18 protein-coding genes are annotated in these 24,290 nt (G+C 42.8%); 13 read left to right on the top strand and 5 right to left on the bottom strand.

Annotation, left to right across the window (positions count from 1 at the left end):
• Positions 1 to 10 precede the first annotated feature (10 nt).
• The 3 genes from T357_RS19800 to T357_RS18885 all read left to right on the top strand — a co-directional run bounded on the left by T357_RS19800 (position 11) and on the right by T357_RS18885 (position 4,452).
• On the top strand, positions 11 to 418 hold the full coding sequence (locus tag T357_RS19800; RefSeq protein WP_049962183.1) for a NusG domain II-containing protein: 408 nt from the start codon (positions 11 to 13) through the stop codon (positions 416 to 418).
• Positions 419 to 756: 338 nt separating this feature from the next.
• Entirely contained in the window at positions 757 to 3,342 is a 2,586-nt protein-coding gene (locus T357_RS0100900; RefSeq protein WP_049962182.1) for an FAD-dependent oxidoreductase, read from the top strand.
• 408 nt (positions 3,343 to 3,750) lie between these two features.
• Complete coding sequence (locus T357_RS18885; protein WP_049962181.1) at positions 3,751 to 4,452, top strand: zinc ribbon domain-containing protein; 702 nt, start codon at positions 3,751 to 3,753, stop codon at positions 4,450 to 4,452.
• A gap of 206 nt (positions 4,453 to 4,658) precedes the next feature.
• Here the strand turns inward: T357_RS18885 and T357_RS0100890 are convergent, their stop codons facing one another.
• Both T357_RS0100890 and T357_RS0100885 read right to left on the bottom strand, forming a co-directional pair.
• Positions 4,659 to 5,726: an anthrax toxin lethal factor-related metalloendopeptidase gene (locus tag T357_RS0100890; protein WP_031547668.1), complete on the bottom strand. Its 1,068-nt coding sequence runs from the start codon at positions 5,724 to 5,726 to the stop codon at positions 4,659 to 4,661.
• 216 nt (positions 5,727 to 5,942) lie between these two features.
• A complete protein-coding gene (locus T357_RS0100885; protein ID WP_031547667.1) occupies positions 5,943 to 6,722 on the bottom strand; it encodes an HD domain-containing protein in 780 nt (259 codons plus the stop codon).
• Between the two features lie 279 nt (positions 6,723 to 7,001).
• On the opposite strand from T357_RS0100885, the gene T357_RS0100880 reads away from it, so the two are divergent.
• From T357_RS0100880 to T357_RS0100860, 5 genes are all read left to right on the top strand, one after another.
• Complete coding sequence (locus T357_RS0100880; protein WP_031547665.1) at positions 7,002 to 7,583, top strand: flavodoxin family protein; 582 nt, start codon at positions 7,002 to 7,004, stop codon at positions 7,581 to 7,583.
• Positions 7,584 to 7,695: 112 nt separating this feature from the next.
• A complete protein-coding gene (locus T357_RS0100875; RefSeq protein WP_031547663.1) occupies positions 7,696 to 9,045 on the top strand; it encodes an MATE family efflux transporter in 1,350 nt (449 codons plus the stop codon).
• A gap of 146 nt (positions 9,046 to 9,191) precedes the next feature.
• A complete protein-coding gene (locus T357_RS0100870) occupies positions 9,192 to 9,980 on the top strand; it encodes an SDR family NAD(P)-dependent oxidoreductase (protein WP_031547662.1) in 789 nt (262 codons plus the stop codon).
• Positions 9,981 to 10,304: 324 nt separating this feature from the next.
• Complete coding sequence (locus T357_RS19795; protein WP_031547660.1) at positions 10,305 to 10,958, top strand: Na+/H+ antiporter NhaC family protein; 654 nt, start codon at positions 10,305 to 10,307, stop codon at positions 10,956 to 10,958.
• 349 nt (positions 10,959 to 11,307) lie between these two features.
• A complete protein-coding gene (locus T357_RS0100860) occupies positions 11,308 to 12,882 on the top strand; it encodes an ATP-binding protein (protein WP_031547658.1) in 1,575 nt (524 codons plus the stop codon).
• 122 nt (positions 12,883 to 13,004) lie between these two features.
• Here T357_RS0100860 and T357_RS0100855 read toward each other — a convergent pair whose 3' ends face one another.
• Positions 13,005 to 14,087, bottom strand: coding sequence for a prephenate dehydratase (locus T357_RS0100855; RefSeq protein WP_031547655.1), 1,083 nt, complete (start codon positions 14,085 to 14,087; stop codon positions 13,005 to 13,007).
• 250 nt (positions 14,088 to 14,337) lie between these two features.
• Here T357_RS0100855 and T357_RS0100850 point away from each other — a divergent pair, with 250 nt between their 5' ends.
• From T357_RS0100850 to T357_RS0100840, 3 genes are all read left to right on the top strand, one after another.
• The gene (locus T357_RS0100850; RefSeq protein WP_031547653.1) at positions 14,338 to 15,294 is read left to right on the top strand and encodes an FKBP-type peptidyl-prolyl cis-trans isomerase; all 957 of its coding nucleotides are present in this window, start codon (positions 14,338 to 14,340) and stop codon (positions 15,292 to 15,294) included.
• A 234-nt stretch (positions 15,295 to 15,528) separates the two neighbouring features.
• Complete coding sequence (locus tag T357_RS0100845) at positions 15,529 to 15,900, top strand: hypothetical protein (RefSeq protein ID WP_049962180.1); 372 nt, start codon at positions 15,529 to 15,531, stop codon at positions 15,898 to 15,900.
• 91 nt (positions 15,901 to 15,991) lie between these two features.
• Positions 15,992 to 17,338, top strand: a complete 1,347-nt coding sequence (locus tag T357_RS0100840; RefSeq protein ID WP_031547649.1) for an anti-sigma-I factor RsgI family protein — start codon at positions 15,992 to 15,994, stop codon at positions 17,336 to 17,338.
• Positions 17,339 to 17,480: 142 nt separating this feature from the next.
• Here T357_RS0100840 and T357_RS0100835 read toward each other — a convergent pair whose 3' ends face one another.
• The gene (locus T357_RS0100835) at positions 17,481 to 18,608 is read right to left on the bottom strand and encodes a GGDEF domain-containing protein (protein WP_031547647.1); all 1,128 of its coding nucleotides are present in this window, start codon (positions 18,606 to 18,608) and stop codon (positions 17,481 to 17,483) included.
• Between the two features lie 219 nt (positions 18,609 to 18,827).
• Complete coding sequence (locus tag T357_RS0100830) at positions 18,828 to 19,571, bottom strand: MurR/RpiR family transcriptional regulator (RefSeq protein WP_031547645.1); 744 nt, start codon at positions 19,569 to 19,571, stop codon at positions 18,828 to 18,830.
• A gap of 150 nt (positions 19,572 to 19,721) precedes the next feature.
• On the opposite strand from T357_RS0100830, the gene T357_RS0100825 reads away from it, so the two are divergent.
• Both T357_RS0100825 and T357_RS0100820 read left to right on the top strand, forming a co-directional pair.
• The gene (locus T357_RS0100825) at positions 19,722 to 21,737 is read left to right on the top strand and encodes a flavocytochrome c (RefSeq protein ID WP_044915725.1); all 2,016 of its coding nucleotides are present in this window, start codon (positions 19,722 to 19,724) and stop codon (positions 21,735 to 21,737) included.
• A gap of 270 nt (positions 21,738 to 22,007) precedes the next feature.
• On the top strand, positions 22,008 to 24,236 hold the full coding sequence (locus T357_RS0100820) for an EAL domain-containing protein (RefSeq protein ID WP_044915722.1): 2,229 nt from the start codon (positions 22,008 to 22,010) through the stop codon (positions 24,234 to 24,236).
• The last annotated feature ends 54 nt before the right edge of the window (positions 24,237 to 24,290 follow it).

Below are 24,290 nucleotides of genomic sequence, written 5' to 3'. Positions count from 1 at the left end.
GGATAAATATATGAATAAGAGAAATATTATTTTACTTGGTATAATTGCGGCTGTCATTGCAATAGGTTTTGGCGCGATGGCATATATTCATTACAACTCAAAGCCTAAGTATGAGGTTGTAGTGCAGTACGTAGACAGAGAGATCTTCAGGGCACCGCTTAACAAGGACGCTCTTTATATGATAAAAGACGGAGAGGTTTCGGAAGTCCCGGCGGATACAACATTGGCATCAATGGGTGATGAGGGACTGGAGACAAAACACTATATCAACATGATGCAGGTTAAGGATGATTCTGTTCAGGTTATAGAATCAAACTGCGAGAATCAGGTGTGTATCGCCATCGGTACTTTGACTAGCGACACATATGATTTCCCTATAACATGTCTTCCCCACGGACTTATCATAACGATTCAGTGATCTTTGATATGCTCTCAGGGTTAAAACCGTTGGCTTTCTCGCCTGCTTATCTGTAATCTCTTGATGTTATTATTTGTTCGGGTTATCGGCGGGGATAAGTATCAACGATGATTTAGTACGAAAATAGTACAGTAAAAGAAAATAATTTTTTGTATATAATAGCCATGAATTTAGGGATAATTCTCAAATTCATGGCTATTTTTTGGATATCATGGTTAATGATATATCATTCACAAAAAGTTGTACTATTGTAACCGCTTTCAAATTGATATTCACTGTTAATTATGATTAAATATATTAGTATTTTAGTATATATTCTATACTCTAGGAGGAGAAGAATGAAAAGAATTTTTAAGGGCGCAATGGCCATAGGGCTTGTTGCATCAATGACAGCATGTACTGCTCAGCAACCGCCTGCAACAACCACAGCGGCTGCAACAGAAGCAGCAACAGAAGCAGCAACAGAAGCGGCTGCCGGAGGAAGCTTTGTTGCCGGTACTTATTCAGGTTCCGAGCAGGGCTTCGGAGGAAGTGTGACAGTCACTATCACAACAACAGATAGTGAGATCACAGACGTAAAGGTCGAAGGAGATAAGGAAACACCTGAGGTAGGCGGAGCTGCTCTCGAAGAGCTCGCTAATCAGATCAAGACTGCTCAGTCAGCAGAGATCGATGGTGTTTCAGGGGCTACAGTAACATCTACAGCCGCTAAGACTGCAGCTGCAGCAGCTATTGAAGCAGCCAAGAAGGGAGAGCAGCCTGCAGCTAACGATGCAGAGCTTGCATTCACAGCCGGAACTTACACAGGTAAGGGAACAGGTTACAATGGCGAAGTTACTGTTGATGTAACTTTCGATGACAAGAGCGTAACAGCTATCGAAGTTAAGGAGTCAAAGGAAACAGATCAGGTTGGTACTCCTGCATTCGATATCGTTATCAATGATATCATTGCAGCAAACGGAACAGGCGTTGACAGTGTTTCCGGTGCTACATTCTCATCAAGAGCTATCAAGGAAGCTGTTAATGATGCAGCTGACCAGGCAGGTGTAACAAACAAGGATGCATTTACAAACAATGCACTTGAAGTAAAGGCACAGGATACTATCGAAGAGACCTATGATGTTGTAGTAGTTGGTGCAGGTGGAGCAGGTATCTCTGCAGCAGCTCAGGCAGCTCAGGACGGCAACACAGTTCTTGTTATCGAGAAGAATGCTCAGGTCGGTGGTAACACACTTGTATCCGGTGGTCAGTATCAGTCTGTAATGCCTTATCTCGTATGGGATGAGAAGGATCCTGATGCAACTACAGGCAAGGGCTTCGACGGAAATGAGTATAACAAGGTTAAGTCAGTTAAGGGATGTATCGATGAGTTGAAGGTTATCCTTAACTGGTCTGAGGACGAGTTCGACGCTGATTACTACAATGATCACGAGTATGTAGCCGGTGATATCGAAGAGCTTTCAAAGCACGGTGTAGTTAAGGATTATCTTCCTACACTCCAGGCTCTTAAGAAAGAGATCCAGGCATATCTTGACTGGGCACAGCCTAAGCTTGATGCAGGAACACCTGAGTCTGATCTTACACTTTTCTCAACTCTGAACCTTCATATCTTCCAGACATACTATGGCGGACTTCGTCAGAGTGCTGACAAGTCATCATGGATCTATGGTGATGTTGATCTCGTAACTCAGTTCATCACAGACGGTCAGGATATCAAGCCATGGCTTGAGTCAATGGGTTCAACCTTCGTTGAGGATACACAGCCTACACTTATCGGTGCTCTTTGGTACAGAGAGAATCAGTTCATCGGCGCTAATGTTGATGCTGATGGCGATGGAAAGACAGAAGAGTACGGCGGAAGATGGGGAACATACTTCATGGCTCCTATGACCGCATTCAAGAATGCTAACGAAGCAAACAAGATCATGACACGTACAACAGCTGAAGAGCTTATCGTTGAAGACGGTCGTGTAACAGGCGTTAAGGCTACAATGTATGATGGAACTCCTGTAGTTGCTCATGCAACAAAGGGTGTTATCCTTTCAACCGGTGGTTTCGCCGCAAATATCGCTAAGGTTGTTGAGACCAACGAGTACTGGTCAAGTGAATATCTCAACGATAAGCTTGAGACAACAAACCGTTCATCACTTCAGGGTGATGGTATCAAGATGGCTGAGGCAGCAGGTGCCGATACAACAGGTGAAGGCTTCACACAGCTTATGCCTATCTCTTGGGTAGATGATGGAGATCTTGCATTCGGTGGCGGAGATTATGCTATCTACATTAACCCTACAACAGGTAACCGTTTCGTAGATGAGACTTCTGAGCGTGACGTTCTTTCTCTTGGCGAGTTCAAGAACGGTATCGAGTGGAAGGGCCACAAGGGCGTATTCATCGAGATTGCTAATGCAGCAGTTCCTATCCCTGGACCATATCCATACAAGGATGAGGACGTTGAAGGCAGACAGTATGTAAGAACTATCGGCGAGCTCGCTGATCTCTTCAAGGAGATTGGTTTCGATACCGATGCTGATGCTGTGATCGAGACAATCAAGGATTACGATCAGGCTATCATGAGCGGAACACAGCCTAAGGATGTTACAAAGAAGCAGTTCTCAGCTCTTATCGGTGATGCAGAGAAGAACGATGATGGATCATACAAGACTGATACATACAACCTTGATGATGCTAAGCTTCGTGTACGTCTTCTTGCTCCTTCAACTCACCACACAATGGGTGGTATCAAGGTTGACGTTGATCGTCATGTTCTTGATAAGGACGGCAATGTTATCCCTGGTCTCTACGCAGCAGGTGAGGTAACCGGAGGTATCCATGGTGGTAACCGTCTCGGCGGTAACGCTATCACAGAAATCTTCGTATCAGGACGTACAGCTGCTAAGGCTGCAACAGCTGATAACAAGTAATATTATCGGATATAGGTAGTCCGGAGCCGGCGGGCATCCGTTTATATGCGAGGCGCTTGCGGCGGAAAAATCTAAAACAAGCCCCCTAAGAACCACTAGGCCCTCGCCAATGTCAGATATTTTCTTTATGAAAAATCTGACTTGGCGAGGGTGCTAAGGAAAAAGAGATCCAAGTGGTTCTAAGGGGGCTTATTTTGATTTTTCTCGTCCTCGCTTAACGCATATAAACGGATGCCCGCCGGCTCTGTCCGGTTCTTGGCTCCGGCAGATCTTAGTAATTTAGGTAATATCTGAATAAATAAGTAAGGTGTATTATCTTTATGTTTCATGTAGTACAATAAGTAGGTTATAAAGCAGATATTTAGTTATATATATACTTTTGGAATTAAGCAACAAATGAGGTTTGAAATGAATTGTCCTAAATGCGGAGCTGATATAGATGCACATACAAGTAACTGCCCTAAGTGCGGTAATCCCATAATACGTATAAAGCCCATGAGGGTATGCACCAATTGCGGCAGTGACGTGCCGGATGAGGCGGATAAGTGTCCGGGATGCGGAAGAACTATTAAGAGAAGAAAACATCAGACAGCGGGAGGATTTGGTTCGACAAATACGTCAGGTGCCGGTGGGTTCAGTACTTCGGATGCGTCAGGCACAGGAGCATTTGACGGAGGAGTACACAATGCTAAGGGTACAGTCGGAGGTTTTACAGCAGAACTAAAGAAGGAAAGGTATGCCTGGCTTCAGGCGATTGTTCCCGGAATGCTGGCATTGGCATACCACTGGCTGGTGTTGAGAGACAATATGGAATTCAATCTGGCTAACACATTTCTGATTTTTGAGGCCCTGGTGTTTATCTTCGGCTATATGGATATAAAAGATCTCGAGAAAAGACCGGAGATGATGGGAGGACTAGTATATAGCAATAGGTTTGTATATATGACTTATTTTCTGCCGATCCTCAGCCTTTGGGAGAGAAAACAGCTTCCGGGGATGAATAGAAGGGCGATGTATCCGCTGGTGCACATAGTGTTGGTTACGATTCTCGTTTTCAGTGTGATGATCAGCATGAATTCTGTTGGGACTGAGATGCGTAGTGTTATTTGATCTTAGTTTAAGATGAGTCCACCGGGGACGGTTTTCGCCGGCGAGAATCGTCCCCGGTGGATTATGATTTTTCACAACTCAGCTCAACGCATTCAAATGGATGTCCGACCACTCGGACCTGCATATGCCTTGGTTGGAAGGTTATCTAACAGCCATTAAACAGAAAGAGCAAGGGTGAATGCCCTTGCTCTTTTGAATTAGAAAAATCAATATGAACTTTGATATGTAGTAACTACCGAAACCAATGTGCCGTAAGGGGTGGACTTTACGGTTGTTGTCGTGACAGACCCGTCAGCATTCACTATGGTTGAGGTGCCTTCTCCCTGTGAAGCGGCAGACACGGCATTTTCAACTGTTTCGTTTGTTCTGGCTGCACCTTCCTCTGTTTCGATGTTGGCATTGGTATAGCCGGTGTAGGAGGTTCCGTTAGAGGACACGCCTGACACCTGAGTGACGTTTCCGATAGCTCTGGCACTCTGGACTTCGGCAGTTGTCGGATCCTGATATGATGTCTGGCCCGAAGCATTGGCAGAAGAACCGTTATTAATATAAAGGCCTGAAACTGTGGCTCCGCCGGTGATTTCGTCAATGGTGGCGGGAATAGTTACTGTCAGGGCGATGTTTTCTGCGGATGCCGGATAGAGCTCAGTGAAATCCTTCACCAGTTTGTCGATGTAATTGTAGGTATAAGGCGCATAAGCCATGAGAGTGTCCGGGTCTGTGCAGTAGAGACCGAATGCGCCGGCGAAATATTCATTGGCATCGGTCTTTTCGTAAGAGGACACGGGAGAGGACTTTACTTCATATTCAAATATCCTCTTGAACTCATCTGTATCGGAAATAAATCTGTCCCCTTCCTCAGTGACCAGGAATTTAATGCCTTTGTATACAACCACTTTCATTTTGGCGTTCTGATCTGCCATGCAAATGTCGTCGAAGTAGTGCCCCATCTCGTGGGTGATGGCCTCGGCCCCACCATAGTCCTGATTTGTAAGTATGATCTTTGCTTCCTGACCTTCTTGACCGGAATAGGCGCCCAGAACACTGTCCACAAGCGGATTGGTATCAAAGAAATAAATCACATTTCCGCTTGCCTCATAAGCCTGCCGTATGGACGCAGGGATCATATTGTACTGATTGGTGACTGCCTGTATCTGGGTTGGATTTACCGAAGAGCCAAAATCCGAAAGGGGAATGGCCGCAAAGGAAGTCAGGGCTCCGCTAAGAGTGATGCCGACCGCAGCCAGGGCTGTAGGTAGTATTTTTTTTATCAATAGTTATCCTCCGTTAGTGTCTTAAGTGAAAATAATTATAAAACGAATACCATTATTTAAAGGTATTAAGTATATGTTAATTGACTATCGGCAATTAACAATAAAATATATAAATCAAAAATGTGACGTTTTTATGTCGTTTGAAAAATGGAGCCTTAATATCTGAATCTGTATATCAGATATTAAGGCTCCAAAAAATAGCGTTAATAGAGGGAATCAGATACTCTCTATGTGTCTGTCTATGTATTTGTTTATGGTCTCTTTTATCATTTTGAATTTCTCTCTGGTGTCTACAACATCACTCTTGAAATCCAGCATCTCATCAAGATAGCCCTGCTGACGGACCTCAATGAAGCTCTGTCTGTAAACCAGTCCGTATACAAAACCGATATGCCCTATGATATAGTCGGCAGGTGTCTTTGAGTGATTTCTGTCAACATTATGTTCTGAGACTATGTCTTCGAAAACATCCTGAGATATGGTCGAAGCTCTGAAATCAGCTTCAGGAATGTCATATATTTCTGCTCTCGGTGTGATGCAGTTGACCTTGATAATGTCTACCTTATCCGCATCTCTCAGGAGATTAACAAAAAGAAGCTCCCGATCACTTAGATCATCCGGCAGGATGTAGATATTGTGAAGACGAATGACTTTTTCCAGGAGCTCGTCTTCCGAAGAATCCTCCGTGAACAATCTGATATTTCCGTCTATGAACAAGACCTCTGCACTAAGTTCTGCGTGATTGCAGGAGATTTTATCTAAAAATGTATGATATCTCCTTAACTGCTCAAATCTGCCTATGTCATGAAGCATACCGGAAAGCCAGGCTATGTCACGGTCTTCCTGAGACAGATTAAGTGAGTCGGATATTTTGTCGCAAAGTTCTGCTACTCTGTAGGTGTGATCTATCTTGAGTTTTACCTTCACATCCGTAACATCATAGGCTGATGTATAACGGTCAAAAGCTGAAAGCACGTGTTCTCTGTTTATAAGCATTATATATTCCTCTTAAATAAAATTTATACGATATGATGTATCACAGTTTAGGCGAAAACAAGGATTAGTCAAGAGGCAAAGGGTGCGACAAATGATAAACACTGCTTAATTATGGCTGAAAATAAAGATTAAGCGGTGTTGGACGATTTGTTTTATTAACTCAAACTTGTATAATAGGGTTTAAAATGCAGATTGTATTTTAGAATAGAAAACGATCAGATATGCATTCGCATGTAGTAAGTAAACAGCGAAAACATGCTTATAAACAGGAGGTATTTCATGAAAGTATTAATGATCAACGGAAGCAGAAATGCAGCGGGATGTACATTTACAGCATTATCAGAGATTGCAAAGGAGCTTAATGCGGAAGGCATCGACACAGAGATTTTCCATGTGGGCAAGGATGCCGTGGATGGCAAGGTTAATGAGATGGTCCAGGTGGCAATTGAAAAGATGAAGGAGTCAGAAGGACTTATCATCGGTTCTCCTGTTTACTATGCATCACCGTCAGGTGAGGTGATTGCGTTCCTTGACCGTTTCTTCGGGGCAGGATCACAGGTTCTCAGACACAAGCCGGCAGCAGCCATCGCTTCAGCCCGCCGTGCAGGTACCACAGCAACACTGGATGTACTGAATAAATATCTTCAGTATTCGGAGATGCCTCTCGTTACAACCAATTACTGGCCAATGGTTCACGGAAATGTACCTTCAGAGGTCATGCAGGATAAGGAGGGCATACAGACCATGCACGTACTCGGAAAGAACATGGCCTGGATTCTCAAGTGTATAGAGGCCGGAAAGAAGGCAGGAGTTGAGGAGCCCGAAAAGGTTGATAAGATAAAGACGAATTTTATAAGATAAATTTCAATCGGGGACGGTTAAAACCCTCCCCGATTAATGGTTTGTTGCCGTACACTCGTGACTAGGCTTTAGTCGTAAGTATAGTATTAAATGGGTCTTGGAAGCACACAAAATGGGAAACAGATCAAACACAACGAAAAATCTAACAAAAGTCCCTCTTTGGAGCGGAATATTGATGTTCAGCCTTCCGCTTATAGCATCTAATTTGCTGCAGATCCTTTTCAATATCTCTGATATTGCAGTTGTCGGAAGATTTGCGGGACCGATTGCACTAGGTGCTGTGGGATCCACAACCACGCTGGTGACACTATATACAACCTTTATTATCGGCATTGCAAACGGTGTAAATGTTACCGTGGCTTATACGATAGGCAAAGGCAAAAATGAAGCGGTGAAAAGAGCAGTGTTCACAGCATTCGCCCTATGTCTAATGATAGGTCTTTTTACGATGCTGTTCAGTGAAGTGACAAAGATATGGGTTTTATCATTGCTCAAAACCAAGTCATCTTTACTACCCGGGGCGATGAAGTATCTGAGCATATATTTTCTCGGTATTCCGGCACTTGCAATCTTTAACTTCGGTAATGCTACATACAGCGCAGCCGGTAATACCCGTAAGCCTTTGATGTTACTTACTATATCAGGTTTCATTAATATTCTGCTTAATCTTTACTTTGTAATAGTCATGAACCTGGATGTGGTGGGTGTTGCACTTGCAAGTGTGATCTCACAGTATTTTTCTGCCTTCTGCATTTTGTTTTCCATCATTCGTGAGAAAGCAATGATCGGCTTAGACATAAGTTTTGCGAATTTTGACAGGAAGATTGCAATGCGTATTCTTCCCATAAGTTTGACCTCAGGTTTAGCTAATGCTATTTTCCAAATTGCTAATCTTTTTGTTCAGTACGGAGTAAATACCTTCGATGCAATTACAGTTGCCGGAGCAGCCGCAGCGCAGAATGCAGACGGGCTTGATTATGATGTAATGGCTGCATTTTACACAGCCGGAGCAAGCTTCATCGGACAAAATTATGGTGCAGGTCTAATGGATCGTGTCAAAAAAACTTATCACATAAGTCTTTTCTATAGTTTTGTAATAGGAAATATCATTGGTTTAAGCCTGTATATATTTGGAGTTCCGTTCCTAAGGATATTCACTACTGATCAGGCGGTTGTCGAAACCGGAATGTACCGTCTTTCCATAATGGCTTTATCCTATGGCTTTTCCGCGTTTATGGATGATTCCATTGCGGCATCTCGAGGTCTTGGAAAGAGCTTCATCCCAACTGTTATAGTTATTCTTGGTTCCTGTGTGTTCCGTATTATTTGGATTTTTACTGTATTTGCATATTTTAAAACAGTAACGTCACTTTACCTTCTGTATATTTTTTCATGGACTATCACAGGAATAGCAGAAATGATATATTTCAACAGGATTTACAGGGAAGCCTGCAAATCCTAAAGATTAAAAATCAAATGTAATGACGGAGTAGGATTCATGTAACCCAAACCATAATTAAATCAACACCAAAAGAATCTAAATTGTACATTGTGTATGGTTATGCTAAACTAACTACTAAAAGAAACGTTTGAAAGGAGAAACGAATAATGGATCTTAAATTAAAAGATAAGGTAGTCATGATAACCGGTTCAACAGGCGGCGTAGGTGAATCTTTGGTAAGAGCTTTTGCTGCAGAGGGTTGCAAACTTGCAATTTCTTCTACAAAGCAGGAGAAGCTCGACAAACTGGTTCCAACACTCGACATTGCTCCGGATCATCTTCTCACATTTGTTGTTGATGTTTCAAAAGAAGATCAGATAAAGGATATGGTTGAAAAGACCGTAGAACATTTTGGTTCTCTTGATGTCCAGGTAAATAATGCCGGATACGAAGGAAAGAGCATCCCTGTAGATGAGCAGACAGTAGACAACATGATGGCTGTATACAACATAAATGTATTCGGATCTCTGTTTGGAATGAAATATGCCCTTCAGCAGATGAAGAAGCAGAAGCACGGCGCTATTGTTAATATCTCTTCACAAGGATCTATTACAGGTGCTGCCACTATGTCAGCATATGTTTCTTCTAAGCATGCCGTTTTCGGTATATCAAAGTGCGCGGCTCTTGAAGTTGCCGAAATGGGAATCCATATTAACTGCATAGGACCCGGACCTATCGACACCCCTATGATGACAAAGCTTGAAAAGCAGGCACTTGGTGAGAATGTATCGAAGGAAGAAGCTATGAAGATCTTTGCTGCCGCATATCCTGATAAGCGCTATGCAAAACCTGAAGAAGTTGCAGATCTCGCTCTGTTCCTTGCATCAGATATTTCAAGCCATATCACCGGTTCACTCGTCACAATGGACGGCGGTCAGGCAGCTTTAGGAAGATAATAATCGTATTATTGATAAGACTAATAAATATCAAAAGCCTTACGAAGAGTCATTCATCTTCGTAAGGCTTTTATCATTGGTTTATCATATTGTTTTCAGCCAATAGTCTCATAGATCATATCCATGAATCCGCTGAAATTATCATCATAGTGAAGCTGCGTGATCCTGGAAAGATAACCGTCATTATCGTAAGTAAACAGATAATCTAATGGCTGATTGGAACCTCTACCAATATGAACAGAAATAATGTATATTTTACCATATATTTAACTTTCAATGTCATTAAGCCTTGGGAATAACTCAAACTGATGGAGATGTGACCTTATGGAATATATAGTGCTAGGACTATTCTGCATAAGTCTTTTGCTTTGTATATCGCTGAATATTTCAATAATCTGTGCTCTTTTGGCAGGGCTTATTCTGTTCATGCTTTACGGAAGACATAAAGGATTTTCCTGGAAGTCTCTAATATCCATGGCTATCAATGGGATCAAAACCGTTAGTAATATATTGATCACTTTTATCCTTATAGGTGTGATGACTGCACTCTGGAGGGCTTCAGGAACCATTCCTTTTATTGTCTCTAAGGCCTCAACCCTTATAAGACCATCCATTTTTCTTCTTATGACTTTCCTTCTTAATAGCGGGCTCTCGGTTCTTACCGGAACGTCCTTTGGTACTTCGGCAACAATGGGCGTGATCTGTGCCTCAATTGGTTCAGCTATAATTGCATGCAACCAGACCCTTACAATCCTTCTCTGTAATCAGCTTTGCAGCGGACTATATAAAGAAAAGGATAAACTCGCTGTTGATCTGGAAGATACAGCAGTCGTTATCGCACCATTAATTCCATGGTCAATAGCCGGAGCTGTTCCTTTGGCCACAGTAGGTGCACCTTCAACAGCAATATTTGCTTCATTCTATCTCTTGTTACTTCCTATTTACAGGTTACGTTCGGCAAGGTATGAGAAAAGCTAAACAAAAGAATAACTTTTTCAAATTCTGGCTCCCTTTGGCGGAGCCAGAATTTTTTTACAAAAAATCTCGAAAAAAAACTAATAACAAAAGAACCCCTCACCTACAACCTCTTATTTTAAAAAGAGATATTATTTTATGATTTAATCCTTTTCCAAAACATTGGTGCCAGAGACTCTTACATATGCTACGATATAAACAGGTTTAGACAAAAGAGTTTACCGTTTATATCGTAGCTTTTCGCTATTTATATATTTGACAGGTAAGCATAGGTCGGGATGATCCGGAATCAGCGGATAATAATGTTTATATGCATGAGAACAGAGATAGTAGATTGAATGGGGGCAATACTATGGAAGAGAGAAAGCTGCCTGTAGGGATTCAGAGCTTCGAAAAAATAATTGAGAATCAGAACATCTATGTGGATAAGACAGAGTATATTTATAAGCTGGTTCATACGGATGTGCCCTATTTTCTAAGCCGGCCGAGACGATTTGGTAAGAGTTTGCTGTTATCTACATTGAGGGCTTACTGGGAGGGGAAGAAGGAACTGTTCCGTGGACTTGCCATAGAGAGACTGGAGCAGGAAGATCCAAATGCATGGCAGACCTACCCGGTGTTTTATTTTGATTTCAATAGGGCGAACTATCAGGAAAATGGGGCACTGAATTCTGTCTTGAAAGTAAATATTGAAGAGTGGGAAAAACAGTATGGAAAAACAACTGAAGATGCACCTCTTGGAACGAGATTTGGACAACTGCTTAGGGCAGCTTCAGAACAGACCGGGAAACGCTGTGTGGTACTGGTGGATGAGTATGATAAACCACTGCTTGAAACCATGGAGAATAGGGAATTGGTGGAAAACAACAAAGCTGTGTTTAAGGGCTTCTTCAGTTCCCTGAAAAGCGAGGATGCCTATATACGTTTTATCTTTATCACCGGAGTCACTAAGTTCAGCAAGGTGAGCATTTTCAGTGATCTTAACCAGCTTCGGGATATATCCATGAGCATGGACTATGCGGAAATCTGCGGTATCACAGAGCAGGAAATGACAGATACCTTTATGCCGGAGATTGATGCACTGGCCGAAGAGCAGGATATGAGCCGCAGTGAGTGTCTTATAAAACTCAAGAAAGAGTATGATGGTTATCATTTCCATCAAAAGGGAGAGGGATTATATAACCCCTTCAGCCTGCTCTGTGCATATGCGGACAGAGAATTTGGCGCATACTGGTTTGAGACTGGAACCCCCACGTTTCTTGTAGAAAGGTTAAAGAAGTTACAGTTTGACCCGAGACGTTTTACAGATAATTCCATATTTGCAACAAAGAGTGAGTTAATGGATTACCGGGATGATAATCTGGATATAATTCCTCTGCTGTATCAGACGGGGTATCTGACTGTCACAGAGTATGATGCCCGAAAATCAGCATACATCCTGGGATTTCCTAACGAGGAAGTTAAGTATGGGCTTTTAAAGAGCTTATTTCCTGTTTATGCCGGGAATGTAGGAGCAACAACCGGAAACGATATACTTACATTGGTTAAATATGCCGAGGATGGTGAGGTTGAAGGTATACGTAAGGTGTTTAAGGCTCTGTTTGCCGGAATTCCTTATACAACAAAAGCGGACCCGTTTGAGCATGATTTTCAGTCCGTGTTTTATATCACCTTTACTCTCCTCGGGCAGTATGTTGAATGTGAGCAGCATACATATACAGGAAGGATCGACTGTATCCTAAGAACAAAGCAGTTTATCTATATTTTTGAGTTTAAGCGTGACGAGAGTGCGGATGCGGCACTTAAGCAGATCGAAGATATGCATTATGCTGACCCCTACGCTGCGGACAGCCGAAAGCTGTATAAGATTGGGGTGAACTTCAGCTCTGAGACCAGGCAGATGACAGAATGGAAGGTTGAGGGATAGAATAATATCATGTTTTAGATGTGGTGCTGTAAAGAGACATATAATGTAGAGGACGTTGACCGGGGAGGTTAACGTCCTTTCTGTTCATAGATGTAAATGAATTTGTGGGATTTAATCCGACATTATTTCACCTGAAACTCCCCGAGAAACCTGAATTCAAAGGGATGGTTTCCTGTCAGCTTTTCATAATCCTCATAACTTAAGTCTGAGCATTCAATAAGATAATCATATTCTCCAAGCTCTGTTTTTTTCGGTCTGTCATGGATGGTGACGAGCTTTGCGCCTGCCTTTTCAAGATCAGACATGAGTCCCGGAAGATACTCTGCTTTTCCGGAAGCTATAAATGCTGCTCTGTCATTTTCCTCAGTGGAGGGGTCTTCCTTTGAAAGAACATAGAACCTTGTTTTATTGCTGTCATTATTCTGTATACCTGCTGCCAGGACATCAAGTCCGTATACCTCAGCACAGGCGGCAGAAGCGATGGCAGCATTTGCGGCATTACCTTCTTCTGCAACAAGTCTTGCGCCCTCGGCAGTGCTGGAAACCTCGATTATCTCGGCATCCGGGAGATTTTCCTTAAGCCAGTTCTTCCCCTGAGCGATTCCCTGTTTGTGAGAGTAAACCTTTTCTATATTTCCGACTTCTGCCCCGGGCATAACCAGGAGATTTTGATTGATGGGTAATTCCACCTCGCCGACAACGGAAACTATTTTCTGATTGATAACGATGTCAACGTAGTCTGTTACGGCTCCGCCGATGGTGTTTTCCTGAGGAATAACCGCATAGTTACTTTTCCCATTGATCAATGCTTCTACCGCATCGGAAACTGTTTTATACGGGGTGTAAGTTCCTTCTTTTTCAAAAAATACACCGCAGGCTTCCTGAGTATAGGTTCCCTCGGGTCCGAGATAACTTATGATTGCGGAATCATATTCACTTCCGGTTGCTGCTTCGGTCTCCGATACAGACTCCTGTGTGACTTCGGTTTCGGTCTCTGATACAGATTTCTGTGCGGCTTCGGATTGAACCTCCGATGTAGACTCCTGTGCGGGTTCCTCAACTGTTTTCTCTATGACCGGTGTATTGATTTGTTCACATCCGGTCTGAAACACCGTCAAGGACATCAGAAGCAGCAAAACAGAAATATTTTTATTGATCAGGTGCATAACGTATTCTCCTCTGTAAGGTCTCATTTTCTGTGCCATTTCACAGCAATTCATCCTCCCAGCAGAACTGTTACCATTTTTTATTTAATTTCTGAAGTAATGATGCTGTATCAGATTCTGCTTTCAATTATTTGATATATAATTTATACTTTAAAGGTTGTTTGAATGCAATAGTTCAGCCTGTGGACCATAGGGAAGTTAATAATGATACATTTTGGAAAAATGGACCATTATTAACTTCCCCATGGTCCATCGGAAAATTATTTAGAATCAGAAAAAGAGGTAATCAATGAAGATAGCAGTAACTTATGAAAATGGTCAGGTGTTCCAGCATTTTGGAAAGACCAAAGAGTTTAAGCTCTATACGGTAGAGGATGGAAAGGTTGTTTCAAGTGAAATTCTTGGATCCGGCACAGCAGGACATGAGGCTCTTGCCGGTGTACTGAAGGATGCAGAGGTTGATACATTAATCTGCGGTGGACTCGGCGGCGGTGCACAGGCAGCCCTTGCAGAAATGGGAATCAAGGTTATTTCGGGAGCAGCCGGAAATACAGATGAAGCTGTTGAGGAGTACCTTGCAGGAAATCTGGTTTCCCAGGGTGTAAACTGTGACCATCATGGAGAAGATCACCATCACGGTGAAGGTCATCATTGCGGACATCATGATCATAATGAAGAGAGTGAAGAAGCAAGTGGCTGCGGCTGTGGACACCACGATGAAGAAGGCTGTGACTGTGGAGATGATTGTGAAGGCGATTGCGGTGGATGTGGCGGCGGATGCTGCGGCGGCAGTCGTGAAATGAGCATCATTTACGAGGGTAAGAATGCCGGTAAGTCAGTAAGCGTTCACTACACAGGAACCCTTGACGACGGAAGCAAGTTTGATTCATCTTATGACCGCAACCAGCCATTATCTTTTATTGCCGGTGTCGGCATGATGATCCCTGGATTTGACATGGCAGTAGTGGATATGGAAGTTGGAGAAAGCAGAAGCATTCACATCGAGCCTGCAGATGCATACGGCGAGTACAACGAAAAGAAGTTAGTCACCATAAATGTTTCGGAAATTCCCGGAGCTGAGAGCCTTGAGATCGGACAGGATGTAATGCTCATGAACGAAATGGGAATGCGTTTCCCGGTTACAGTAAAAGAGAAGACTCCAGAGACTGTTACATTCGACGGTAACCATAGACTTGCGGGAAAAGCGCTGAATTTCGACATTACACTGTTGGAAGTGGCTGAATAATGATTAATGAAAAAGAATACTATTGTATTCACCCGCGGCGGATAATGATCTGCCGCGGGCTTTTTTTCTCAAAATTTTAATAGTAATTTATTATCGATTACACATGCGTTAACTCGTTACATATTGAAAGTATTGTAATGTATTTCAGTTGACGGGTATATATTGTATACTTGTAGTAGTTTTGTTAATGAATCTGAACATACGGGGGCGTGACCTGCAAGTCACACGGGAATTATGACGGACGAAAACATTGAAACAAAAGAAAATGAAAAGTTGATAAAGAATGAGATAGAAAAGGTTCAGGCGCTGCTGGAGCCCTATGGCTTTTCTTTTTTTGAGCTTGCTGCCTGTTCTCCGAAGGGAGCCAAGGCTAAGGGGGCTGTCGCCGATTCGGTGGCAGTACTGGTTGAAAATCCAGCCTTCTTTTCCATGATGAGATCAAATCTCGAGCTTCCAATGAAGGAGCTTGTAAAATACAGTGGAGCGCCAAGGAAGATTATCGAGAAACACAGGAAATATATCATTGCGGCGGCGGAGATACTGAACGGAGAGTTTCCGGAGCTTGGAGAATATTTTTCATATATCAGTAAAGTTATCAGGAAATAACCGATAATACTATAAATCTGTTTCGGGAAAATACGGATTGGATATATGAATGAAATGTTTAAATGACATAGAAAACAGGAAGTGATGATACATGAAAGCAGTAGTTCTGGAAGTTAAAAACGGTAAGGCGGCGGTTCTCAAGAAGAACGGTGACATTATCAGAATAAAACAGAATGAGTTACAGGCGGGGGATACCATCGATATTGTCGGGACCACCCGCGGTACAGGAGCCGGACCGATTGCGGCAGAGATATTGAAACGTCTCGTGGCAGCAGCATTTATGGTGGTGGTTCTGACCTTTGTGGTCTGGTATACCTACAACGCGGCATTTGCGGTTTCCTATGTGTCTGTGGATGTAAATCCATCACTGGAGTTCTCATTAAACCGTTTTAACCGAGTTATAAAGGTTTATTCGGTAAACGACGAAGCCATCACCTTGGAAAAAGAACTGGAAACAAAACATCTTATAGGTAATACTCTGGGGCAGGCGCTCAAAAAGACAGTCGAGGTTATGGAGGAGCAGGGGCTTTTTGCTGATTCAAAAAACAATGCGACATCAGGAACGGGCAAAGGTGATACAGCAGGGAAAGAAGCGACCAAAGATAAAATATCCGGGAACGGGAAAAATACATCGACAGCATGTATCCTTCTCAATGTCTCGGGATCGGAACCTGAAAGAACCGGGCTGCTTGTAGATGAGATAAAAGAAAGTCTCAATGAAATTTCAGGAATGACCAATGTGACTACCAATTCGGACAGCAACGGAACCGGCAGCAGTTATTATCTGATAAACACAGCTGACCTCACAGAACATAACATGGCATCCAATCTTTCTATATCAACAGGAAGGTATCAGGCGATACGTACCGTAGAGGCAAGAAATTCCATTATAGCATCACATAGGAAGGATACCGCTGCTGTTGAAAAAAGAGCCTCAGAGATACAGATTGATAAGAGTCTGGCTGAACGCTATAAGGAGGCATCTGTTGAAGATCTTATGAAGGGTGTCGGTGCCGTAAAGGGTACGTACAAAGCTCCTGAATTAAAGAAAGATGATGGCAAGGTATCTATCAGTAACCTTGACATCCAGTATGAGACTCATGAATCTGTTGAAGGCTTTGAGCCGGAGACGGTTCCCGAAATGTATGATGTAAACGGAAACCTCATTACAGGTGACTGGGCTGAGATGGAAACATTACCGGAACAGTCTTTCGGTGAAGATCCGATAGAAGCTGCGGTAGAGATAAATGAAGGATATAATGCAGATTCAGAAGGCAATGACGTTCCCGCAGGTTCTGCAGGAAATGAAAATGCCTATGAGTTCGGTCCTTCAAGAGGAGATACTTCTGTCACTGTTCCTGAAACAACAGTTGACCAGGGAACTATATCCCCGGGACCCCAGGTTCCCGTTGGTCCGTGGATGCAGATTCCATATTAAACGGGATAAAACTATTTCATAAAAAAAATGGGCCGCCGGTCGAATCCGGCGGATTGGATTTGCAAGTAAAACTCAGCCGGGTATAGGTAAGCCGGAGTCAATTGGCTCAGGTCTGTCTATACCCGGCTGAGTTGTTACCGGTTCATACTGGATTTCTTACGTTTTCTATCCCTTTTATCGCGGTTTTGTTTTCATACATCAGGACATCCGCACGGTTAACGGCATCGAATACATCCTCCGAAGCATTTTTTGTGATTATACCGTAAGCAAAAGACATATTAAATTTGCCGTATTTTTCATCGGTATCCTTGCGCTTTTGAAGTTCTTCCAAAATGGATTTGCATTTTGTTAAGTCTTGTCCAAGAAATACAAACTCATCACCGCCGGTTCGGTATAATCGTCCATAAGGTTCCAGTGCATCAGCTATGGTGCAGGCATTGGCCCTGAGATACTGGTCTCCGCTGTCGTGACCGAAACTGTCGTTTACAACCTTCAGATTATTGAGGTCTATGCTTGCGACCACCATATCTTCCTTGCCTGAGTTTTCAAGGGCAAAGTTTTTATAGGCTGTACGGTTTGGCAAACCTGTAACCGGATCACGTTTCAGGTCGAGGTTCAGGAACATGTAGTAAGTAAAGTTAAGACCTATAGCCATCAATATAGGTATGATCTCGCCCTGATAGGAAAAATCATAAAATATCACACCGGTAATGATCAAAGCCAGAAGCTGCTGCGCAGTGAGACGTTCGGTTCTTGTTGTACGGTATTTACCTACGATTATGGAAAGGATTGTTGGTGAATAGATGATCAGGCACAGAATAGGGCGTAACCACCAGAGAGGTCCTTCTATATATTCACCTTCAGGGGTTACGCTGAAATATACCGGATATATTAAATTCAGGAACATTTCCACAGCATAGATAACAGCCAGTAAGCCAACGAGCCTGCCCTTGGTGGAATTGAAAAACCTGACCTTAGTGCACTTTATAAAAAGGAATGGCATGATCATCACGCCCAAATAGATCAAAGTATAACACCATTCAAGAAACTGTTTATGTCCCTGACCATAAACACAATGTACAACGTTGGTTATGATCGATAAGATAATGATCTCAATTGAGCATAAGATGATTCCGCTTTTTATGGTTTTTTGTATTGTATGATCAGACTTCAGCTGGATCAGTAAAAACACAATGGTCAGGATGGCAATCCAACAATTGAAGTTTAAATAACTGACGGCATATTCTATTGTTTCTCTTAAATTTGCCATGCTTTACACTCCAAAAGGAAAAATTTTTTCATAAACAAACATGTCATTATCGGCTTTCCTGAATATGAGCCATTTAAAATACAATGATACCAATATTGCAGAGATTATCTTTTGGAGAGAATCAAACCCCATGCAATAGAGCGTGGAAAATTATTGGATTTTCATAGTTTAATTGACTTTTCAAAGTTGTCGAGAGCCAGGCGTTAAGATCTGGCTCTTTTATTTTTGCCTCAAAATATATGTCAGCATTTCCACGAATGCTATCATGACTGTCTGCTGGTCAACGGCCATGTAATTGTTGGAGATGTTCGGTAAGAGAAGTATATTTGAAATAGGGGTATGTTTGGTTCTTTCTATATTACAGGTTACAAGCCAGAGCTTATCTGTTATGGAAGAGATTTCCTCAATTATGCGCTGGTAGCTTTTCATATCGTGATAGACGCTGAAAATGATAACTGTTGTGTCTGAATCTACCAGCTTTTCGGAATGCTCATAGCTCAGAAGATCTGAGGCAACAAGGCAGGGGATGCCAAGGTCTGTGAGATTCATCCGGAATTTATCGCAAACTATCTTATTTCTGTATCGTCCAAAACACATAACTTTATCAGATGAAAGTATGTCAGTTGAAAGCTTGTTTAGTCCATCACCACATGCCTCCGGTATAGACATTATGGCATCGGAAAAGGAGCTTGCGATTTTTTGAAGAGGATTGTCGGAAGCTGACTGTGCACTTTCGGAACGGAGCCAGGCATCCATTTCATATTTGAAATCCTTATAGCCGTTAAAACCCAGTCGTTTGCAAAATCTCAGCATGGCTGAAGTAGAGACGTCGGCAAAACCCGCTATCTGTGTGATGGTGAAGGTGTGTATGAGGTCAGGATTTTTAATGATCATCTGATAGAGTTTCTGTTCATTCGAGGTGTAGGAATCCTTAAATTGATGCATTTTTTCTATGATATTCATTAATCTGCTCCTGCATTTATAAAAAAAACATAACGTTGTCAATAATATATCAAAAACCCGTTGCATTATCTATAGCCGGATGATAATATTGCCACAGAAAACCGTATCTAATTGACAAAATTGTCAAAATGAACTGAGAGGTAAAAAATTATGAAAAAACTAGAACTGGGTAGGAAGATTACTTCAGTGGTTATGGCAGGTGCCATGACAGCAACAGCACTTGCAGGTTGTGCGGGAAACACACCTACTGCAACAACTGCAGCACCGGCAGAAACAACTGCAGCTGCAACAGAAGCAGCAACAGAAGCTCCGGCAGCAGAGGGAGGAGCGGTTTCAGGAACATTTACAGGATCAGCACCTGGAATCCACGGTGACAGCAACCCTGTAACAGTAACATTGACACTTGAAGACGGAAAGATCGCTGACGTTAAGATCGAAGGTCCGGGAGAGACAGACGGTATCGGATCAAAGCCTATCGCAGATTTCCCTGAGAAGATGATCGCAGGAAACACAATTCAGGTTGATGCTGTTTCCGGTGCAACCATCACATCAGATGCTATCGTTAAGGCAGCTACAGCAGCTCTTGCAGAGGCAGGACTTAAGCCTGAAGACCTTGATTCAATAGAAATCGATGCAGCAGTTGAGCCTCAAGAGGATATGACCATCGAAACAGATATAGTTGTAGTTGGTATGGGTGGCGCAGGTATGACAGCAGCCATCACAGCAGCTGACGCAGGTAAGAAGGTAGTTATCCTTGAGTCACAGGTAATGGGCGGTGGAAACACTGTTCGTTCAACAGGTGGCCTCAATGCTGCAGGCACAGAATACCAGAGCAAGAATGAGTTTACAGAGGGTGACGGTGTTGAGAAGACTCTCAAGACAGCTGCTACGGATTGGGCTGATAACAAGACTATCACAGAGCTTGCTGCAACAGTTCAGCAGCAGTGGGATGCTTACCAGGCTTCACCTGAAGGATATTTCGATTCTCCTGAGCTTATGGCTCTCGATACAATCATCGGCGGACACGGAATCAACGATCCTGAGCTTGTTGATACACTTACAAAGAATTCAGCAGGTGCTATCACATGGCTTAAGGAGCACAACGCAGAGCTTTCATCTGTTGGTGCTGCCGGCGGTGCTTCAGTTAAGCGTATCCACAGACCTGTAGATGCAGAAGGCAAGACACTTTCAGTCGGAGCATTCATCGTACCTGCTCTTACAAAGAACGTTGAGGAGAGAGACGGTATCGAGGTTTACTACAATACAACAGCTAACAAGATCATCATGGAAGACGGCAAGGCAGTTGGTGTCGTTGCAGAAGGTGAGACCGGAAATGAGATCACTGTAAATGCCAAGGCTGTAGTTCTTGCAACCGGTGGTTTCGGTGCAAACCAGGAGATGGTTGAAGAGCTTAAACCTGATCTCAAGGGCTTCTGCTCAACCAATGCTGACGGTGCTCTTGGCCAGGGTATCAAGATGGCACAGGCTGAAGATGTTAATGCTGACGTAGTTGATCTTGATCAGATCCAGATCCATCCTACAGTTCATATTGATGAGGGCGGCAATGCACACCTTATCACAGAGGGTGTTCGTGGTGACGGTGCTATCCTTGTAAACAACGAAGGAAAACGTTTCTACGATGAAGTTGCAACAAGAGATAAGGTTTCTGCAGCTGAGATCGAGCAGACAAACGGTACAGCATGGCTTATCCTTGATCAGAAGATGATCGATGGTTCTAAGGTATATAAGGGCTACCTTGATTCCGGTTACGGCTATACAGGTGAGACTTATGAGGAGCTTGCAGAGGCTATCGGTATCCCTGCAGATGCATTCAAGGAGACAATGGAAGGCTGGGCTAAGATCTGGGCTGACAAGAAGGATGAAGAGTTCGGACGTACATCATTCTCTAATGAGAACGACCTTGCAACAGCACCTTACTATGCAATCCTTGTAACTCCCGGTATCCATCACACAATGGGTGGTCTTAAGATCAATACTAATTCAGAAGTTATCAACAAGTCAGGCGAAGTTATCCCTGGTCTTTTCGCAGCCGGTGAGGTTACCGGAGGCGTTCACGGCGGAAACCGTCTTGGCGGAACTGCTGTAACTGATATCATCGTATTTGGTCAGATCGCAGGAAATAGCGCTGTAGATTACGTTGGATAAAACTATAATAATATAAAGTGGTTTGACACTTTTGAAGGCGGTCGGGTTATCCCGGCCGCCTTTTTATATCCCATCGGGAATTCCACCGGGGACGGTTCTCGCTGGCGAGAACCGTCCCCGGTGGAGCGGATGTGAATATGCTGCTGGAAAATTGTTTTCCAAATGTAAGTATATCGGCCCTTTTGCTGTTCCTGATGCAAATGATTTATATAAAATTATCTTAGGTCGATAATTCATATATAGGGCAATGAAAAAGGAAGGTATGCTGATTTGAGAACGAATAGAAACCATAATCTGATACTGGCTTCAATTGCGTGTCTTTTTGTTGTCTTTTGTTTTACCTTTGGAGCTTTAGCAGACCAGACCACAGTTAACAAAGAGGTTCTAACGGTGTGTGTACCTGTTGATCGATGTCCGTTATTCTATCTCGATGATAATAAAGAGGTGATAGGTATCGGTGCTGATCTTATGAGGGCGGCAGCGGATAAAGCAGGATTCGAGGTTGAGTTCAGGGTTATGAAGGAAAAGACTCTTAAGGATGCCCTGGACAATGAGGAGTATGACATTCTTATGCCCTTCGGCAGCGCCATAAAAAGTTCTTCGGGTCAGAGCAGCATAGTTTCTGACAACCTGATGCAGACCCCCTTCACTATAGTCACAGTAAATCACCGAAATATTACATCTTTAAATAAAATTAAGGTGGGAATGCTTAAATCCCTGGGTGGTGTGGCTGAAACCATAAGCCAGATGTATCCCGGAATGGAGATCAATCTCTATGAAAAGATAGATGACTGTGTTAAAGCCCTTCGTAAAGGTGAAGTTGATGCTCTTCTTCACAATTCCTATGTATGGAGTTACGTTCTTCAGAAGCCTTCTTACAAAGACCTTTCTGCGCAGACATCAACCATATTCTCCATGGATTTCAGAGTGGGTACGAGGAATACTGCTGAGGGCTACGACATTATAAAACGACTTAATCAGGGAATTGACGGACTTCCGGATACCGTCAGACAGGGAATAATACTTGACTATACTTCCCGTAAGTTATATAAATACGACTTTTTTGATTATATCAATGAGTATGGCGTAGTCCTGCTCCTTGGTTTATTACTGTTTATATCATTACTCATTATCACACAGCAGAAATATCGTTCCTTTAAATTACAGCAGGAACAGAAAATGCGTGAGCTTATCGATCATGATCCCCTTACGGGAGTGCTCAGCATCAATGGTTTCAGAAAAAAGGTTGTGGAACTTCTGAGGGAAAATCCTGACACTAAGTATATTCTTTCCTACAACAATATAAGAGATTTCAAGTACATAAATGACCGCTTCGGTAAAGAAGCAGGTGATGAGCTTCTGACCTTCTGGGCTAAAAAATCCATGGAGGTAATGGAAGATGATGAAGCTATAGGTCGAATGGAAGGAGACCACTTTGTTGTTCTGAGACACGCAGGTGGAAATACGCAGCTTAAGAAAGATGAAAATGATGTAATCAATCATATAAGAGATTTCTTTATAAACAGAAATCATGATAATAAGGTCAGAATCTGCAGCGGAATTTATGTGCTTACACCTGAAGATTACAGGAATCCCGATGTTGATCATATGATTGATTTTGCGAGAGTAGCTGAGAAAAAGGTCAAAGAGAACCTTAAAGAGAGCTATGGCTTCTATAATCCCGATCAGTGGGAAAAGGGAATGAGATCTGCGGACATCATCGGAAATCTTCCGTTAGCAATCGGCTCCGGTGAGATACAGGTATGGTATCAGCCTCAGGTTAACTTTGAAACCGGAAAAATCATAGGAGCAGAGGCTCTGTGCCGATGGAATCATTCCAAGCTCGGCTGGATAAGCCCCGGGGAGTTTATTCCTGTTCTGGAAGAGTCCGGGCTGGTTTACGATCTTGACTGCTTTGTATGGGAAAAGGTGTGTCAGGATCTTAAGCGATGGAATCAGCAGGGAATCCACAGAACTGTATCTGTAAACATCTCAAGAAGTGATATAAAGGAACAAGTTGATATTCCAAATCACTTTAAAGAGCTGATAACAACCTACGGTCTTACTCCTGATCAGATTCATATAGAAATAACCGAGACTGCCTATGCAGAGGACTCCGCTCTTATCATTGATGCATCAAGGCGATTAAGGGAATATGGTTTTGAAGTTGAAATGGACGATTTCGGTAGCGGATATTCAGCGCTTCGTATGCTGAAGGAAATCCCTGTTGACCGTATAAAACTTGATTTCCGTTTTCTTACTGCAAACGGTGACCCGGAAAAAGGAAGGATTATCGTTTCCTATATGATAAAGATGGTCAATGACCTCGGCATGAAGCTTATCTCTGAAGGTGTAGAAGATTTATCTCAGGCAAAGTTCCTTCAGGAAAATGGATGTTCAGAAATGCAGGGATACTATTTCTGTAAGCCGCTTCCGGTGGAGGATTTTGAAAAGTTCAGTGAAGAGACGATAACCGGGTTGTTGAAAAAAGAAGGTTAAGTGCGTGAACTTAGACAGCTATAAAAAAATTTATTAAGAATTTTTATGGATTTA

Origin of the sequence: Oribacterium sp. FC2011, from assembly GCF_000701645.1 — a bacterium.
Lineage (GTDB): Bacteria > Bacillota > Clostridia > Lachnospirales > Lachnospiraceae > Oribacterium.
Note: the sequence above shows the minus strand (reverse complement) of the source record. Positions and strands in the feature narration are given on the sequence as shown.

What these genes read in the sequence shown, in the direction of transcription:
- T357_RS19800 (WP_049962183.1), top strand. Translation starts at nt 11, where the DNA reads ATGAATAAGAGAAATATTATTTTACTTGGTATAATTGCGGCTGTCATT.
- T357_RS0100900 (WP_049962182.1), top strand. Translation starts at nt 757, where the DNA reads ATGAAAAGAATTTTTAAGGGCGCAATGGCCATAGGGCTTGTTGCATCA.
- T357_RS18885 (WP_049962181.1), top strand. Translation starts at nt 3,751, where the DNA reads ATGAATTGTCCTAAATGCGGAGCTGATATAGATGCACATACAAGTAAC.
- T357_RS0100885 (WP_031547667.1), bottom strand. Translation starts at nt 6,722, where the DNA reads ATGCTTATAAACAGAGAACACGTGCTTTCAGCTTTTGACCGTTATACA.
- T357_RS0100880 (WP_031547665.1), top strand. Translation starts at nt 7,002, where the DNA reads ATGAAAGTATTAATGATCAACGGAAGCAGAAATGCAGCGGGATGTACA.
- T357_RS0100875 (WP_031547663.1), top strand. Translation starts at nt 7,696, where the DNA reads ATGGGAAACAGATCAAACACAACGAAAAATCTAACAAAAGTCCCTCTT.
- T357_RS0100870 (WP_031547662.1), top strand. Translation starts at nt 9,192, where the DNA reads ATGGATCTTAAATTAAAAGATAAGGTAGTCATGATAACCGGTTCAACA.
- T357_RS19795 (WP_031547660.1), top strand. Translation starts at nt 10,305, where the DNA reads ATGGAATATATAGTGCTAGGACTATTCTGCATAAGTCTTTTGCTTTGT.
- T357_RS0100860 (WP_031547658.1), top strand. Translation starts at nt 11,308, where the DNA reads ATGGAAGAGAGAAAGCTGCCTGTAGGGATTCAGAGCTTCGAAAAAATA.
- T357_RS0100855 (WP_031547655.1), bottom strand. Translation starts at nt 14,087, where the DNA reads ATGGCACAGAAAATGAGACCTTACAGAGGAGAATACGTTATGCACCTG.
- T357_RS0100850 (WP_031547653.1), top strand. Translation starts at nt 14,338, where the DNA reads ATGAAGATAGCAGTAACTTATGAAAATGGTCAGGTGTTCCAGCATTTT.
- T357_RS0100845 (WP_049962180.1), top strand. Translation starts at nt 15,529, where the DNA reads ATGACGGACGAAAACATTGAAACAAAAGAAAATGAAAAGTTGATAAAG.
- T357_RS0100840 (WP_031547649.1), top strand. Translation starts at nt 15,992, where the DNA reads ATGAAAGCAGTAGTTCTGGAAGTTAAAAACGGTAAGGCGGCGGTTCTC.
- T357_RS0100835 (WP_031547647.1), bottom strand. Translation starts at nt 18,608, where the DNA reads ATGGCAAATTTAAGAGAAACAATAGAATATGCCGTCAGTTATTTAAAC.
- T357_RS0100830 (WP_031547645.1), bottom strand. Translation starts at nt 19,571, where the DNA reads ATGAATATCATAGAAAAAATGCATCAATTTAAGGATTCCTACACCTCG.
- T357_RS0100825 (WP_044915725.1), top strand. Translation starts at nt 19,722, where the DNA reads ATGAAAAAACTAGAACTGGGTAGGAAGATTACTTCAGTGGTTATGGCA.